This window comes from Streptomyces sp. NPDC048643, from assembly GCF_040650615.1.
Taxonomy (GTDB): domain Bacteria; phylum Actinomycetota; class Actinomycetes; order Streptomycetales; family Streptomycetaceae; genus Streptomyces.
Map to the genome: position 1 here is coordinate 78,455 of NZ_JBEZHO010000014.1, position 14,455 is coordinate 92,909.

Annotated in this window: 14 protein-coding genes; 8 read left to right on the plus strand and 6 right to left on the minus strand. The window is 70.8% G+C overall.

Annotated elements, in window-relative coordinates:
- Nucleotides 1–99 precede the first annotated feature (99 nt).
- The gene (ychF, locus tag AB0C62_RS16610) at nucleotides 100–1,188 is read right to left on the minus strand and encodes a redox-regulated ATPase YchF (RefSeq protein WP_362973693.1); all 1,089 of its coding nucleotides are present in this window, start codon (nucleotides 1,186–1,188) and stop codon (nucleotides 100–102) included.
- Nucleotides 1,189–1,497: 309 nt separating this feature from the next.
- Here ychF and AB0C62_RS16615 point away from each other — a divergent pair, with 309 nt between their 5' ends.
- A complete protein-coding gene (locus tag AB0C62_RS16615; protein WP_362973695.1) occupies nucleotides 1,498–2,001 on the plus strand; it encodes a DUF6542 domain-containing protein in 504 nt (167 codons plus the stop codon).
- A gap of 1 nt (nucleotide 2,002) precedes the next feature.
- Here the strand turns inward: AB0C62_RS16615 and ppgK are convergent, their stop codons facing one another.
- Both ppgK and AB0C62_RS16625 read right to left on the minus strand, forming a co-directional pair.
- Nucleotides 2,003–2,752 (minus strand): polyphosphate--glucose phosphotransferase, encoded by a 750-nt coding sequence (gene ppgK, locus AB0C62_RS16620; protein ID WP_362973697.1) that lies wholly within the window; start codon nucleotides 2,750–2,752, stop codon nucleotides 2,003–2,005.
- A 29-nt stretch (nucleotides 2,753–2,781) separates the two neighbouring features.
- Nucleotides 2,782–3,795, minus strand: coding sequence for a 4-hydroxy-3-methylbut-2-enyl diphosphate reductase (locus AB0C62_RS16625; protein WP_362973699.1), 1,014 nt, complete (start codon nucleotides 3,793–3,795; stop codon nucleotides 2,782–2,784).
- A 94-nt stretch (nucleotides 3,796–3,889) separates the two neighbouring features.
- Between AB0C62_RS16625 and AB0C62_RS16630 the strand changes: the two genes are divergently transcribed.
- From AB0C62_RS16630 to AB0C62_RS16645, 4 genes are all read left to right on the plus strand, one after another.
- Nucleotides 3,890–5,287 carry an APC family permease gene (locus AB0C62_RS16630; protein WP_362973701.1) on the plus strand — a complete coding sequence of 466 codons (1,398 nt, stop codon included), beginning with the start codon at nucleotides 3,890–3,892 and terminating at the stop codon, nucleotides 5,285–5,287.
- Nucleotides 5,288–5,430: 143 nt separating this feature from the next.
- Entirely contained in the window at nucleotides 5,431–6,639 is a 1,209-nt protein-coding gene (gene xseA / locus AB0C62_RS16635) for an exodeoxyribonuclease VII large subunit (protein WP_362973703.1), read from the plus strand.
- Between the two features lie 9 nt (nucleotides 6,640–6,648).
- Nucleotides 6,649–6,906: an exodeoxyribonuclease VII small subunit gene (locus AB0C62_RS16640; RefSeq protein ID WP_362973705.1), complete on the plus strand. Its 258-nt coding sequence runs from the start codon at nucleotides 6,649–6,651 to the stop codon at nucleotides 6,904–6,906.
- A 176-nt stretch (nucleotides 6,907–7,082) separates the two neighbouring features.
- Nucleotides 7,083–7,673, plus strand: coding sequence for a malonic semialdehyde reductase (locus tag AB0C62_RS16645; RefSeq protein ID WP_362973707.1), 591 nt, complete (start codon nucleotides 7,083–7,085; stop codon nucleotides 7,671–7,673).
- Nucleotides 7,674–7,796: 123 nt separating this feature from the next.
- On the opposite strand, the gene AB0C62_RS16650 is transcribed toward AB0C62_RS16645, so the two are convergent.
- Nucleotides 7,797–8,315, minus strand: a complete 519-nt coding sequence (locus AB0C62_RS16650; RefSeq protein ID WP_362973709.1) for a DUF4245 domain-containing protein — start codon at nucleotides 8,313–8,315, stop codon at nucleotides 7,797–7,799.
- 126 nt (nucleotides 8,316–8,441) lie between these two features.
- Here AB0C62_RS16650 and glpX point away from each other — a divergent pair, with 126 nt between their 5' ends.
- Nucleotides 8,442–9,473 (plus strand): class II fructose-bisphosphatase, encoded by a 1,032-nt coding sequence (glpX, locus tag AB0C62_RS16655; protein ID WP_362973711.1) that lies wholly within the window; start codon nucleotides 8,442–8,444, stop codon nucleotides 9,471–9,473.
- Between the two features lie 142 nt (nucleotides 9,474–9,615).
- Here the strand turns inward: glpX and AB0C62_RS16660 are convergent, their stop codons facing one another.
- Nucleotides 9,616–9,987, minus strand: coding sequence for a WhiB family transcriptional regulator (locus AB0C62_RS16660; protein WP_081219160.1), 372 nt, complete (start codon nucleotides 9,985–9,987; stop codon nucleotides 9,616–9,618).
- Between the two features lie 199 nt (nucleotides 9,988–10,186).
- Complete coding sequence (locus tag AB0C62_RS16665) at nucleotides 10,187–10,915, minus strand: DUF1707 domain-containing protein (RefSeq protein ID WP_362973713.1); 729 nt, start codon at nucleotides 10,913–10,915, stop codon at nucleotides 10,187–10,189.
- A gap of 186 nt (nucleotides 10,916–11,101) precedes the next feature.
- On the opposite strand from AB0C62_RS16665, the gene AB0C62_RS16670 reads away from it, so the two are divergent.
- Both AB0C62_RS16670 and AB0C62_RS16675 read left to right on the plus strand, forming a co-directional pair.
- Complete coding sequence (locus AB0C62_RS16670; RefSeq protein WP_362973715.1) at nucleotides 11,102–12,769, plus strand: fumarate hydratase; 1,668 nt, start codon at nucleotides 11,102–11,104, stop codon at nucleotides 12,767–12,769.
- A gap of 217 nt (nucleotides 12,770–12,986) precedes the next feature.
- Nucleotides 12,987–14,390 carry a class II fumarate hydratase gene (locus AB0C62_RS16675; RefSeq protein WP_362973717.1) on the plus strand — a complete coding sequence of 468 codons (1,404 nt, stop codon included), beginning with the start codon at nucleotides 12,987–12,989 and terminating at the stop codon, nucleotides 14,388–14,390.
- Nucleotides 14,391–14,455 lie beyond the last annotated feature (65 nt).

Here is a 14,455-nt window from a genome sequence, read left to right on the forward strand (position 1 = left end):
GCCGAGCCGGCACGGGAAGAGGGAAGGGCCGGACTCATCGGAGCCCGGCCCTTCGACCACGTGCTGGACGGAGCTACGCGACACACGACATGCGCGCAGCTACACGTTGAAGCGGAACTCCACCACATCGCCGTCCTGCATCACATACTCCTTGCCCTCCATGCGGGCCTTGCCCTTGGCGCGGGCCTCGGCGACCGAGCCCATCTCGACCAGGTCGGCGAAGGAGATGACCTCGGCCTTGATGAAGCCCTTCTGGAAGTCGGTGTGGATGACTCCGGCGGCCTCGGGGGCGGTCGCGCCCTTCTTGATGGTCCAGGCGCGGGATTCCTTGGGGCCGGCCGTCAGGTAGGTCTGCAGGCCGAGGGTGTTGAAGCCGACGCGGGCCAGCGTGGCGAGGCCCGGCTCCTCGGCGCCCACGGACTCCAGGAGCTCCATGGCGTCCTCCTCGTCCAGCTCGGCGAGGTCCTGCTCCAGCTTGGCGTTGAGGAAGATCGCCTCGCCGGGGGCGACCAGGGCGCGCTGGGCGGCCTTGAAGTCCTCGTCGACCAGTTCGTCCTCGTCCACGTTGAAGACGTAGAGGAACGGCTTGGTGGTGAGCAGGTGCAGGTCGTGCAGCAGCTCCTCCTTGCCGGAGCCCTGGACGATGCCCGCGGAGAAGAGCGTGTCGCCCTTCTCCAGGATCTCCTGGGCCCCCTCGACCGCCGCGACCTTGGGCGCGATGTCCTTCTTGATGCGCGACTCCTTCTGGAGGCGCGGCAGGACCTTCTCGATCGTCTGGAGGTCGGCGAGGATCAGCTCGGTGTTGATCGTCTCGATGTCGTCCTTGGGCGAGACCTTGCCGTCCACGTGCACGACGTTCTCGTCCTTGAAGGCACGGATGACCTGGCAGATCGCGTCCGACTCGCGGATGTTCGCGAGGAACTTGTTGCCCAGGCCCTCGCCCTCGCTCGCGCCGCGCACGATGCCCGCGATGTCGACGAAGTCGACGGTCGCCGGCAGGACGCGCTGCGAGGAGAAGATCTCGGCCAACTTGGTCAGTCGGGGGTCGGGGACGCCGACCACGCCGACGTTCGGCTCGATCGTGGCGAACGGGTAGTTGGCCGCGAGCACGTCGTTCTTGGTCAGGGCGTTGAACAGGGTCGACTTGCCGACATTGGGCAGACCGACGATTCCGATCGTGAGCGACACGTTGCGACTTCCCGTACGAGGAGGATGGGCGAAGGGCCCTCGGAGAGCGCGGGCCGATCCACCAGTCTACGGCGTGCCCCGGCGCCTCCCGGCGAGGTATCGAACGCATGGCCAAGGACCATCCATGGCCTCGTCTTCGGTGGCTCACCGGCGTGTCCGAAGAGCGGTTCCACACATAAAACGACCTAAGTTGGTCCGGTGGAGCAACACAGGACGCGCCCCCCTCAGTACAGGCCGCGACGCGGCACGCCCGTTCCGGCACAGGCCGGGCGGGCCACGTCCGACGGTGTCCGGCGGAGCGCCCCGGCGGTGCGGAGGCCCGCGGCGGCGGGCCCGCGGACGGCACGGCGGCTGCCGAACCCCCGGCTCACCGGGCTCGGCAGCGGACTGTTCTGCGGTGCCGCGATGTTCGCCCTCGCCTGCCTGGACCAGCTCCTCCTCGGGGGGTCCCTGACGGTCTACGGGGTGCTGTTCCTGCCGGTGTGCCTGCTGACCGCGCTGTGGGTGCGGCCCGGCGACCTGGTGACCGCCCCCGTGGTCGTGCCGATCGCCTTCACCTTCGGTCTGCTGCCCGTGGCCCAGGACGGCGACGGCGGGCTCAGCGACCGCTTCATGAGCCTGGTCACCGCCCTCGCCCTCCAGGCCGGCTGGCTGTACGGCGGCACGCTGATCGCGGGCCTCGTCGTGATCGTCCGCCGGATCCGCCTCATGGCCCGCCGCGCCGCCCGGCGCAGGACCCAGGCGGCGCAGGCGGGACAGACGGGACAGACGGCTCCGGCGCGCGGACCGCAGGTCGGTCGGCAGGCCCGCTGAGCTACTGCGGGAGCTTCGCCGCCCGCATGGCGGCGCCCACGATCCCCGCGTTGTTCTGGAGCTGCGCCGGGACGATCTCCGCGGTGACGCCCTCGATCAGCGGCAGGAACTTGTCCGCCTTGCGGCTGACACCGCCGCCGATGATGAACAGCTCCGGGGAGAACAGCATCTCGACGTGCGCCAGGTACTTGGTGACGCGGCGTGCCCAGTGCTCCCAGGTCAGTTCGTTGTCGTCCTTGGCCTTGGTGGAGGCCTTCTTCTCCGCGTCGTGGCCGTTCAGCTCCAGGTGACCCAGCTCCGTGTTCGGGACCAGCTCGCCGTCGATGAACAGGGCGCTGCCGATGCCGGTGCCGAAGGTGAGCAGGATGACCGTGCCGCTGCGGTCCTTGCCGGCGCCGAACTGCATCTCCGCGACGCCCGCCGCGTCCGCGTCGTTCAGCACCGTCACCGGCAGGCCGCCGATCCGCTCGCCGAGCAGGGCGCCCGCGTCGGTGTCGATCCAGGACTTGTCGACATTGGCGGCCGTACGGATCGTGGAGCCGCCGGTGACCACGCCCGGGAACGTGATGCCCACCGGGCCCGACCAGCCGAAGTGGTCGATGACGTCCTTGACGCCGTCGGCCACCGCGTCGGGCGTCGCCGGATGCGGGGTGAGCACCTTGAAGCGCTCCTCCGCGAGGTCTCCGCGGTCAAGGTCCACGGGGGCACCCTTGATCCCGGATCCGCCAATGTCCACACCGAAGATCTGCATGGCCCTACGTTACGTCGTGGGACTGACGGTCACTTCCCGGGCGTACCACCGGTGCGCTCCGCCACCAGGGCGGCCGCCTCGGCGCGCAGGTCGCGGCGGAGTTCCTTGGGCAGCGAGAAGGTGATGGACTCCTCGGCGGCCTTGACGATCTCCACGTCCTCGAAGCCGTGACCCGTGAGCCGCTCCAGGACCTGTTCGACGAGGACGTCCGGGACGGAGGCACCCGAGGTGACGCCGACCGTGGTCACGCCCTCCAGCCACGCCTCGTCGATCTCGTCGGCGAAGTCCACCAGGTAGGCCTCGCGGGCGCCGGCGAGCTTGGCGACCTCGACGAGCCGCACCGAGTTGGAGGAGTTGCGCGAGCCGACCACGATGACCAGGTCGGCCTCGGCGCCCATCTGCTTCACCGCGAGCTGACGGTTCTGCGTGGCATAGCAGATGTCGTCGCTCGGCGGGGAGATGAGCAACGGGAACTTCTCCTTGAGGGCGTCGACCGTCTCCATGGTCTCGTCGACCGACAGGGTGGTCTGGGAGAGCCAGACGACCTTCGAGGGGTCACGGACCTCGACCTTGGCGACGTCCTCGGGGCCGTCGACGAGGGTGATGTGGTCGGGGGCCTCGCCGGAGGTGCCGATGACCTCCTCGTGGCCCTCGTGGCCGATGAGGAGGATGTCGAAGTCGTCGTCGGCGAAGCGGACGGCTTCCTTGTGGACCTTGGTGACCAGCGGGCACGTCGCGTCGATGGTGGCGAGCTTGCCGGCGGCGGCCTCGTCGTGGACGGCGGGGGCGACGCCGTGCGCCGAGAACATGACGATGGAGCCCTCGGGGACCTCCGCCGTCTGTTCGACGAAGATCGCGCCCTTCTTCTCCAGGGTCTGCACGACGTACTTGTTGTGGACGATCTCGTGGCGGACATAGATCGGGGCCCCGTACTGCTCAAGGGCCTTCTCGACGGCGATCACGGCACGGTCCACGCCCGCGCAGTAGCCCCGGGGGGCGGCGAGCAGGACACGGCGGCCAGTCGAAGCAGTCATGGGACCCATCGTAAGGCCGCACCCGGCGGGTCAAAGATCGCCTCCTTGGAGAGACTGGGGAAGCCGGGAGGGGTGGGGCCCTGCACGACCCTCGGGAGGCACGATGTCCGACACGCGGACAACCGGCGGCGCCGGAGCCGCGGAGCACGAGCTGCGGCGCAGCCTCGGCTTCCGCGACCTGGTCGTCTACGGGCTGCTGTTCATCGCCCCCATGGCACCGGTCGGCGTCTACGGGACGCTCGACGCGAAGTCGCACGGGGCGGTCGCGCTGGTCTACCTCGTGGCGACGGTCGCGATGGCGTTCACCGCATTCAGCTACGCGCAGATGGTGCGGGTGGTCCCCCAGGCGGGTTCGGTGTTCGCCTACGCGCGCGCGGGGCTGGGCAAGGAGGCGGGGTTCGTCGCCGGGTGGATGGTGATGCTGGACTACCTGCTGATCCCGGCGGTGGCCTACCTGTTCTCCGGCATCGCGATGAACTCCCTGGTGCCGGAGGTCTCCCGGTGGGTGTGGACGGCCCTCGCCGTGGTGATCACGACGTTCCTGAACCTGTGGGGGGTGCGCACCGCGGCCCGGGTCGGCTTCCTGGTGCTCGCGCTGGAGATCGTGGTCCTTCTGATCTTCGTCGTGTCGGCGGTCGTGATGCTCGCGCGCGACGGCGCCCACCGCGACTGGCTGTCCCCGCTGGCGGGTGACGGGACGCAGGGCGCGTTCGCCCTGTCGGCGGTCGTCGGGGCGGTGTCGGTGGCCGTCCTGTCGTTCCTCGGCTTCGACGCGATCGCCAGTTTCGCGGAGGAGGTGACGGGCGGTTCGGAGAAGGTGGCCCGGGCGGTCCTGTTCTGCCTGGCTCTGGCGGGCGTGCTGTTCGTGGCACAGACGTATCTGGTGGCGCTGCTGGAGCCGCTGTCGTCCGCTCGGCTCGCGGCGGACCCCGGCAAGCAGGGTTCGGCCTTCTACGACGCCGTGGACGCCTCCGTCGGCGCCTGGCTGCACAACCTGGTGGCGGTCAGCAAGGCGATCGGTGCGGCCTTCGCGGCGCTCGCCGGGCAGGCGGCGGCCGGGCGGCTGCTCTACGCGATGGCCCGTGACCGGCGGCTGCCGCGGGCGCTGGCCCGGACCGACTCCGGGGTGCCGCGGACGGCCTTGCTGTGCGCGGCGGTGATCACCCTGGTCGCGGCGGTGTGGGCGGCGCGACGCGACGACGGCCTCGACAAGCTGGTCTCGGTGGTCGACATCGGCGCGCTGACCGCGTTCACGCTGCTGCACGCGTCGGTGGTGGGCTGGTTCGCCGTACGCCGCAGGAGCGGGCCTCCCGTCTGGTGGCGGCACGTCGTCGTCCCCGTCCTCGGCGCGGCGATCACCATCGCGGTGATCGTCGAGGCCTCGGGAACGGCCCAGGTGGTGGGCGCGATCTGGCTGGCGGTCGGCCTGACGGTCCTGTTCGCCCAGCACGGCCGAACCGGGCGGGAGACGGACGCGGACGCGGGGAACGGAGCGGGCTGAGGGCGGGGACGGCGGGCCGTGGGCCCGGTCCGGGGCGGCCAGCGGAGTGGCACGGACCCGCCCGCCCCCGTCGCCCGGGGAGTGTGGAACCGGCCGGGCGCCGGAGGTGCGGGGATGTCGGTGGGGGCCACTACGCTCGGCGCATGGCTCTCAACACGTCCGCGGACGCCCCGCTGCCCGTCGGCGAGGTGTCACGGCTCATCGGGGGATGGATCGACCGGCTCGGCGCGGTCTGGGTCGAGGGGCAGATCACCCAGTTGTCGCGGCGCCCCGGCGCGGGTGTCGTCTTCCTGACGCTGCGCGACCCGTCGTTCGACATCTCGGTGAGCGTGACCTGCTACCGGCAGGTGTTCGACGCGGTCGCCGACGTGGTGAGCGAGGGCGCCCGCGTGGTGGTCCAGGCGAAGCCCGAGTGGTACGCGCCGCGGGGGCAGCTGTCCCTGCGGGCGACCGAGATCAAGCCGGTCGGCGTGGGCGAGCTGCTCGCGCGCCTGGAGCAGCTGAAGAAGTCGCTGGCGGCCGAGGGGCTGTTCGCGGCCGACCGCAAGAAGCCGCTGCCGTTCCTGCCGCAGCTGATCGGGTTGGTCTGCGGGCGCGCGTCGGCGGCCGAGCGTGACGTGCTGGAGAACGCGCGGCACCGCTGGCCCGCCGTCCGCTTCGAGGTGCGCAACGTCGCCGTGCAGGGCGTCCACGCCGTGCCGCAGGTCGTGCAGGCCGTGAAGGAGCTGGACGCGCGCGAGGACGTGGACGTCATCGTGGTGGCCCGCGGCGGTGGCAGCGTGGAGGACCTGCTGCCGTTCTCCGACGAGCAGCTCGTCCGCGCGGTGGCGGCCTGCCGTACGCCGGTGGTGTCGGCCATCGGGCACGAGCCGGACAATCCGCTGCTGGACCACGTGGCCGACCTGCGGGCGTCCACTCCGACCGACGCCGCCAAGAAGGTCGTGCCGGACGTGGGCGAGGAGTACGAGCGGGTGCGGTTCCTGCGGGACCGGGCCCGCCGCAGTGTGCGGTCGTTCGTCGACCGCGAGGAGCGCGGCCTCGCGCACGCGCTGGCCAGGCCCTCGATAGAGGACCCGCACCGGATGATCGACGAGCGGGCGGACCAGGTGGCCGCGCTGCTCGACCGGGGGCGGCGCACGCTCGGGCATCTGCTGGACCGCGCGGACTCGGAGCTGACGCACACGCACGCGCGCGTGGTGGCCCTGTCCCCCGCGGCGACCCTCCAGCGCGGGTACGCGGTGCTGCAGAGGGCCGACGGGCACGTGGTCCGCGACCCGGCGGAGGTCACGGCGGACGAGACGCTGCGGGCGCGGGTCGCCGAGGGTGAATTCACGGTTCGAGTCGATGCATAGGGTGGGCGCATGACCAGCAAGGTGGACGAGGCGCTCGGGTACGAGCAGGCACGGGACGAGCTGATCGAGGTCGTGCGCCGCCTGGAGGCGGGCGGCACGACCCTGGAGGAGTCCCTGGCGCTCTGGGAGCGCGGCGAGGAGCTGGCCAAGGTGTGCCGGCGCTGGCTGGAGGGCGCGCGGGCCCGGCTGGACGCGGCCCTGGCCGAGGAGGAGTCCGGGGAAGGCGAGGACGCTGGCGGCGAGCCCGGGGACGCGGGCTCCCGGTAGGCATGTGATCGTCTGCGGCGGGGCGGCTCCTGGCAGGAGCCGCCCCGCCGTCGCGCTTCTGTGAAGCGGATCACCTCAGCCCGGCCTTTGTTGAACTTTCAACCTAATCGCCGTACTGTCGGTGGTGCCAACAGATCCCCCACGGATCCACCGCACGCACCGAGAAGGTTTCTTTCATGTCTCTCGTCCTTGACCCCGCCGCCCAGGACCTGCTGTTCCGCGAGGCCCGCACCGCGAACACCTTCACCGACGAGCCGGTGACCGACGCGCAGGTCCAGGCGATCTACGACCTGGTCAAGTTCGGCCCGACCGCCTTCAACCAGTCGCCGCTGCGCATCACGCTGGTCCGCTCCCCCGAGGCCCGCGAGCGCCTCGTGCGGCACCTCGCCGAGGGCAACCAGGCGAAGACCGCCGCCGCCCCGCTGGTCGCGATCCTCTCCGCGGACAACGAGTTCCACGAGGAGCTGCCGGCCCTGCTGCCGCACTTCCCCGCCGCCAAGGACATGTTCTTCTCCGAGCGCCCGGCCCGTGAGAGCGCCGCCCTGCTGAACGCCGCCCTCCAGGCCGCGTACTTCATCATCGGCGTCCGCGCCGCGGGCCTGGCCGCCGGCCCGATGACCGGCGCTGACTTCGCCGGGATCCAGAAGGAGTTCCTGGACGACGACCACACCCCGCTGATGATCGTCAACATCGGCAAGCCGGGCGAGGACGCCTGGTTCCCGCGCTCCCCGCGCCTGGAGCTCGACCAGGTCATCACGACCGTCTGACGGACCACGCCGCGGGGACGCTCCCGGCAGCACCCGTACGAGAAGGGCCCCCGGCGTGTGCCGGGGGCCCTTCTCGCAGGTGTACGCACGTGGCCGGGGCGCCCGTCGGCGCGGCCATGGGGGTCAGGACGTCTTGAGCGCCTGCGCCATCTTCGTCAGCGCGCCGAAGGACGCGGTGCCGGTCACCACGGTCGTGGCGCCGTCGCCCTTGAGGACGAGGGCGTCGTAGTGGTCGCCCTCGTAGCGCTGCCACGTCCGGTCGCCGATGCGCTGGGTCACCTTGGTCGCCCGCGCGCCCTGACTGGCCGAGTCGATGAACACGGGCGCACGCTGAGTGGACTGCTCGACCGCCACGTACTGACCGTCGGGGTCCTGGAAGCCGAGGTGCCAGACATCGAACTCGCTGCCGTCGTACCGCACCGAGGTCGGCTTCCACTCCGTCGGCAGCCCGTCGGGGGCCGCCACGGGGTAGCTCGCCGCACGGCGCGCGGTCAGCAGCTCGACCCGGTAGTCGACCCGCTTGAGATCAGGCGCGGAGTCGTCGTGCGGGATGAAGATGTAGATGACGCCTGCCATCAGCCCGATGAGGCCCAGGGAGAGAATCATGTCCCGGACCGACTGCTTGCCTTTCGTACCTGCCACGCCCCTATCGTCGCAGGTGCCCTGGCCTGCTCATCCGTGGGCCCCCCTGCTCATTTTGTCAGCCTGGCGATAGAGTCGGGGGCACACCCTCATCCGGCCGTCGTCGTATCAGAAAGGTGCGTCTCGATGACCGAGCATCATCTGCCGTCCGAACTCGAAGTCCCGTCGGAAGCCCCCGACCGCAACCTCGCCCTCGAACTCGTCCGCGTCACCGAGGCCGCCGCGATGGCCGCGGGCCGCTGGGTGGGCCGTGGCGACAAGAACGGTGCCGACGGCGCCGCCGTCCGCGCCATGCGGACCCTCGTCTCCACCGTCTCGATGAACGGCGTCGTCGTCATCGGTGAAGGGGAGAAGGATGAAGCCCCGATGCTGTTCAACGGGGAGCGTGTGGGCGACGGGTCCGGCCCCGAGTGCGACATCGCCGTCGACCCGATCGACGGGACGACGCTCACCGCCAAGGGCATGACCAACGCGATCGCCGTCCTGGCCGCCGCCGACCGCGGCACCATGTTCGACCCGTCCGCGGTCTTCTACATGGACAAGCTGGTCACCGGCCCCGAGGCCGCCGACTTCGTCGACATCAACGCGCCCGTGTCGGTCAACATCCGCCGCGTCGCGAAGGCCAAGCGCGTCACCCCCGAGGACGTCACCGTCGTCATCCTCGACCGGCCCCGCCACGACGGGATCATCAAGGAGATCCGGGAGACCGGCGCGCGCATCAAGCTGATCTCCGACGGCGACGTCGCGGGCTCGATCCTGGCGCTGCGCGAGGGCACCGGCATCGACCTGCTGCTCGGCATCGGCGGCACGCCCGAGGGCATCATCTCGGCCTGTGCGGTCAAGTGCCTCGGCGGCACCATCCAGGGCAAGCTGTGGCCCAAGGACGAAGAGGAGCGCCGGCGGGCGGTCGACGCCGGGCACGACCTCGACCGCGTCCTCGGGACGAGCGACCTGGTCTCCGGCGAGAACGTCTTCTTCGTCGCCACCGGCATCACCGACGGCGAACTGCTGCGCGGGGTGCGCTACCGCCCCGAGACCGCGACGACCGAGTCGATCGTGATGCGGTCCAAGTCCGGGACGGTCCGCCAGATCACCTCGGAGCACCGGCTGAGCAAGCTGCGTGCGTACAGCGCGATCGACTTCGACCGCGCCAAGTAGGACCGTCGGCCGGCGGCACCGGCCGGGCGCCGTGAAGGCGCGGAAGGGGCGCCCCTTGTGCGGAGGGGCGCCCCTTTTCCGTGCGTGGTCCCGGCGGGAGGCCGTGCGGGGTTCCCGCACACGGCCGTCCCGAGCCGAGAGGTCAGCCGGCCGCCGCTATCGTCCCGCGCGCGGCCTTCTGGAGCTCCACGTCCCGGCGGCGGCGCCGGGCGAGCACGACGCGGCGCTCGGCGGCGGTCAGGCCGCCCCAGACCCCGTACGGCTCGGGTTGCAGGAGCGCGTGTTCGCGGCACTCGACCATCACCGGACAGCGGGCGCAGACGCGCTTGGCGGCCTCCTCACGGGAGAGTCGGGCCGCGGTGGGCTCCTTGGAGGGGGCGAAGAACAGGCCGGCCTCGTCGCGGCGGCACACCGCCTCCGTGTGCCATGGCGCTTCCTGATCCCTGTCCCGCACTGGCGCCCGCTGGGCCGGTACGGCAGCTACCTGCAGGGACTGATGCGGCGGTTGCAGCACGGTCTACTCCTGACGACGGCTTCGCGAGCGTGCCGGGCGCCGGGGGAAGTTCCACAGCGCCCTCCAAGAGACGATGCAGCAAGGCCTACCCGCTGTGCGCGCGCCTATGCACTGCGTTCCCAAGCCCGGGCGTTCTCCCGCGTGATCGATCGTCCATCGCTGAACCAATGCCCGCGCGCCGCCCGCGCGTTCACAAGCGTCAACGGTCCAGGTGCTTGCGCAAACCCCGGTCCACGCGGTCGGCGACCCGGTCGTTCAGCCGGCCCGTGACACGGTCGAGGATGTCCGCGACGAGCTTGCCGCGCTTGGGCCGCGCCTCCACGTTGCCGAGGACGGCGAGGCCGTCGATGTACACCACGGGGGCGTCCGGGTCGGCCGAATCCATGGTGTGCACCTCGAAGTTGCCCAGCACGCCGCCGCCGTTGCCGCGCAGCGAGACGTTCTCCGGGACGCGGATCTCGATGTTGCCGAACACGGAGACCGTCTTGATCACGACCTGCTGGTACTCGAAGATCGCCTCGCTCAGGTCGATGTCGACGCTGCCGAACACCGCGTACGCGTGGATGCGGCGGCCGGCGCGCCAGCGGCCCTTGCGGACGGCGGCGCTGAACACCGCCACCACGCTCTCGTCGGCGTCGACCGGGATCGCACCCGCCGTGGGGCGGTTGGGCGCCGAGGCGTACGCGGGCGTCGCGCGGCCGGTGTGCGCGGCGGGCAGGTCCCGGACGAAGCGGTCGAGCTCGCCCACCGTCTTGGTGGCCAGCACCCCCTCCACGCGCTCGGAGTGCTCCTCCGGCGTGAGGCGGCCCTCGGCGAGGGCGTCACGCAGGATGTCGGTGATCCGGTCGCGGTCGGCGTCGGAGGCGCGCAGCTCGACCGGGGTCGCCGCCGGGGCCGGGGTCGCGTCGGAGCTCTTCTGAAGGTCCACGACAGCAGCGTACCCAAACGCGATAGATCGCGACTACCCCTTCCGGGCCCCCTGTGGAGAACCGGGTGTCCGTCCGGTGTCCGAACTGAGCCTTACCTCACAGAGTCGGCACCCGTGCCAGGTCCTACGCTGGTGGACGCTGCCAATGGAGGCACGCCGCTGTCTGTCGAGTGAGGAATGGGCGAGATGCCTGAGTTCGCGTACACCGATCTGCTCCCCCAGGGAGAGGACACCACCCCGTACCGGCTGGTGACCTCCGAGGGTGTCTCCACCTTCGAGGCCGACGGGCGCACGTTCCTCAAGGTGGAGCCGGAGGCGCTGCGCAAGCTCGCCGAGGAGGCCATCCACGACATCCAGCACTACCTGCGGCCCGCGCACCTCGCCCAGCTGCGCCGCATCATCGACGACCCCGAGGCGTCGGGCAACGACAAGTTCGTCGCGCTCGACCTGCTGAAGAACGCGAACATCGCGGCCGCGGGCGTCCTGCCGATGTGCCAGGACACGGGCACCGCGATCGTCATGGGCAAGCGCGGGCAGAACGTGCTCACCGAGGGCGGCGACGAGGCGGCCCTGTCGCGCGGCATCTACGAGGCGTACAAGAACCTGAACCTGCGCTACTCGCAGATGGCCCCGCTGACCATGTGGGACGAGAAGAACACCGGCTCGAACCTGCCGGCGCAGATCGAGCTGTACGCGACCGACGGCGGCGCCTACAAGTTCCTGTTCATGGCCAAGGGCGGCGGCTCCGCCAACAAGTCGTTCCTCTACCAGGAGACGAAGGCGGTCCTCAACGAGGGCTCCATGATGAAGTTCCTGGAGGAGAAGATCCGCTCCCTGGGAACGGCCGCCTGCCCGCCGTACCACCTGGCGATCGTCGTCGGCGGCACCAGCGCCGAGTACGCGCTGAAGACCGCGAAGTACGCCTCCGCGCACTACCTGGACGAGATCCCGGCCGAGGGCTCCGAGCTGGGCCACGGCTTCCGGGACAAGGACCTGGAGGAGAAGGTCTTCGAGCTGACGCAGAAGATCGGCATCGGCGCGCAGTTCGGCGGCAAGTACTTCTGTCACGACGTGCGCGTGGTGCGGCTGCCCCGGCACGGCGCGTCCTGCCCGGTCGCGATCGCCGTCTCCTGCTCGGCCGACCGCCAGGCCGTCGCGAAGATCACCGCCGAGGGCGTCTTCCTGGAGCAGCTGGAGACCGACCCCGCCCGCTTCCTGCCGGACACGACGGACGATCACCTCGACGACGCGAGCGACGTCGTCAAGATCGACCTGAACCAGCCGATGGACGACATCCTCGCCGAACTGACGCGGCACCCGGTCAAGACCCGGCTCTCGCTCACCGGCCCGCTCGTCGTGGCGCGCGACATCGCGCACGCCAAGATCAAGGAGCGGCTGGACGCGGGCGAGGAGATGCCGCAGTACCTGAAGGACCACCCGGTGTACTACGCGGGCCCGGCCAAGACGCCCGAGGGGTACGCGTCCGGCTCGTTCGGCCCGACGACGGCCGGCCGTATGGACTCCTACGTCGAGCAGTTCCAGGCCGCGGGCGGTTCCAAGGTGATGCTGGCCAAGGGCAACCGCAGCAAGCAGGTCACCGACGCCTGCGACACGCACGGCGGCTTCTACCTCGGCTCAATCGGCGGCCCCGCCGCCCGTCTCGCCCAGGACTGCATCAAGAAGGTCGAGGTCGTCGAGTACGAGGAACTCGGCATGGAGGCGGTCTGGCGCATCGAGGTCGAGGACTTCCCAGCGTTCGTCGTCGTCGACGACAAGGGAAACGACTTCTTCCAGGACCCGGCGCCCGCGCCCACGTTCACGTCCATCCCGGTGCGGGGCCCCGGCCTCGCGTAGTGCGACGCGCACGGCGTCACGAGTGACGTCGTAGCCGCCTCCCTGGAGCTTCCCGCAGGACTGCGGGGCTTCCCACGGGCGCTACGAACGGCCGCCGAGCAGGCGGCCGTTCGTCGTGTCCGGGGCCGGCGCCCGGACAGGCTTCCGCGTGCCCGCGCGTGCCCGGGCGGGAACACCCGTCGTCTCCTGGATGCTGTCCCCCATGGAGGTGTCACCAATGGCAGATGGCCAGGGCGAAGGCGCGTACCGGATCGAGCACGACTCCATGGGTGAGGTGCGGGTGCCCGTGGACGCGAAATGGCGGGCGCAGACCCAGCGCGCCGTGGAGAACTTCCCGATCTCGGGGCAGCACATCGAGCGCGCGCACATCGAGGCCCTCGCCCGGATCAAGGCGGCCGCCGCGAAGGTGAACGGCGAACTGGGCGTGATCGACAAGGACGTCGCCGAGGCGATCCAGGAGGCGGCGACGGAGGTCGCCGAGGGGCGCTGGGACGAGCAGTTCCCGGTGGACGTGTTCCAGACGGGGTCCGGGACGTCCTCCAACATGAACACCAACGAGGTCATCGCCACGCTCGCGACCGAGCGGCTGGGCCGGGACGTGCACCCGAACGACCACGTGAACGCCTCCCAGTCGAGCAACGACGTGTTCCCGTCCTCGATCCACATCGCCGCGACCGCCGCGGTGACCCGCGACCTGGTGCCCGCACTGGAGCACCTCGCCGCCGCCCTCGGCCGCAAGGCGGAGGAGTTCGCCGACGTGGTGAAGTCGGGCCGCACCCACCTGATGGACGCCACGCCCGTGACGCTGGGCCAGGAGTTCGGCGGCTACGCGGCGCAGGTGCGGTACGGGGTCGAGCGGCTGCGGGTCTCACTGCCGCGGCTGGCGGAACTGCCGCTGGGCGGCACGGCCGTGGGCACCGGCATCAACACGCCGCCCGGGTTCTCCGCGGCGGTGATCGCGGAGGTGGCCGAGGCGACCGGGCTGCCGCTGACGGAGGCCCGCGACCACTTCGAGGCGCAGGGCGCGCGCGACGGGATCGTGGAGACGAGCGGGCAGCTGCGGACCATCGCCGTCGGCCTGACCAAGATCGCGAACGATCTGCGGTGGATGGCGTCGGGTCCGCGCACCGGGCTGTCCGAGATCAGCCTGCCGGATCTCCAGCCGGGTTCGTCGATCATGCCGGGCAAGGTGAACCCGGTGATTCCCGAGGCGGTGCTCATGGTCGCCGCGCAGGTGACGGGCAACGACGCGACGGTCGCCGTGGCGGGCGCGGCCGGGAACTTCGAGCTGAACGTCATGCTGCCGGTGATCGGCAAGAACGTCCTGGAGTCGGTGCGGCTCCTCGCGAACGTCTCGCGACTGCTCGCCGACCGCACGGTGGACGGGATCGTCGCGCACCGGGAACGGGCCCGGGAGTACGCGGAGTCCTCGCCGTCGGTGGTGACGCCGCTGAACAAGTACATCGGGTACGAGGAGGCCGCGAAGGTGGCGAAGAAGGCGCTGGCGGACCGGAAGACCATCCGCGAGGTGGTGCTGGAGTCGGGCTACGTGGAGCGGGGGGACCTGACGGAGCAGCAGCTCGACGAGGCGCTGGATGTCCTGCGGATGACGCGTCCGTAACGGCCCGCCGCCGGGGAGAAACACCTGATGACGCCTCCGTAACAGGTCCCCGGCGGCGGCGGGAA

Coding starts and splice junctions, on each gene's coding strand:
- ppgK (WP_362973697.1), bottom strand. CDS start 2,752: ATGCAGATCTTCGGTGTGGACATTGGCGGATCCGGGATCAAGGGTGCC.
- xseA (WP_362973703.1), top strand. CDS start 5,431: ATGGCTCTCAACACGTCCGCGGACGCCCCGCTGCCCGTCGGCGAGGTG.
- AB0C62_RS16640 (WP_362973705.1), top strand. CDS start 6,649: ATGACCAGCAAGGTGGACGAGGCGCTCGGGTACGAGCAGGCACGGGAC.
- AB0C62_RS16645 (WP_362973707.1), top strand. CDS start 7,083: ATGTCTCTCGTCCTTGACCCCGCCGCCCAGGACCTGCTGTTCCGCGAG.
- AB0C62_RS16625 (WP_362973699.1), bottom strand. CDS start 3,795: ATGGGTCCCATGACTGCTTCGACTGGCCGCCGTGTCCTGCTCGCCGCC.
- AB0C62_RS16675 (WP_362973717.1), top strand. CDS start 12,987: ATGGCAGATGGCCAGGGCGAAGGCGCGTACCGGATCGAGCACGACTCC.
- glpX (WP_362973711.1), top strand. CDS start 8,442: ATGACCGAGCATCATCTGCCGTCCGAACTCGAAGTCCCGTCGGAAGCC.
- AB0C62_RS16630 (WP_362973701.1), top strand. CDS start 3,890: ATGTCCGACACGCGGACAACCGGCGGCGCCGGAGCCGCGGAGCACGAG.
- AB0C62_RS16670 (WP_362973715.1), top strand. CDS start 11,102: ATGCCTGAGTTCGCGTACACCGATCTGCTCCCCCAGGGAGAGGACACC.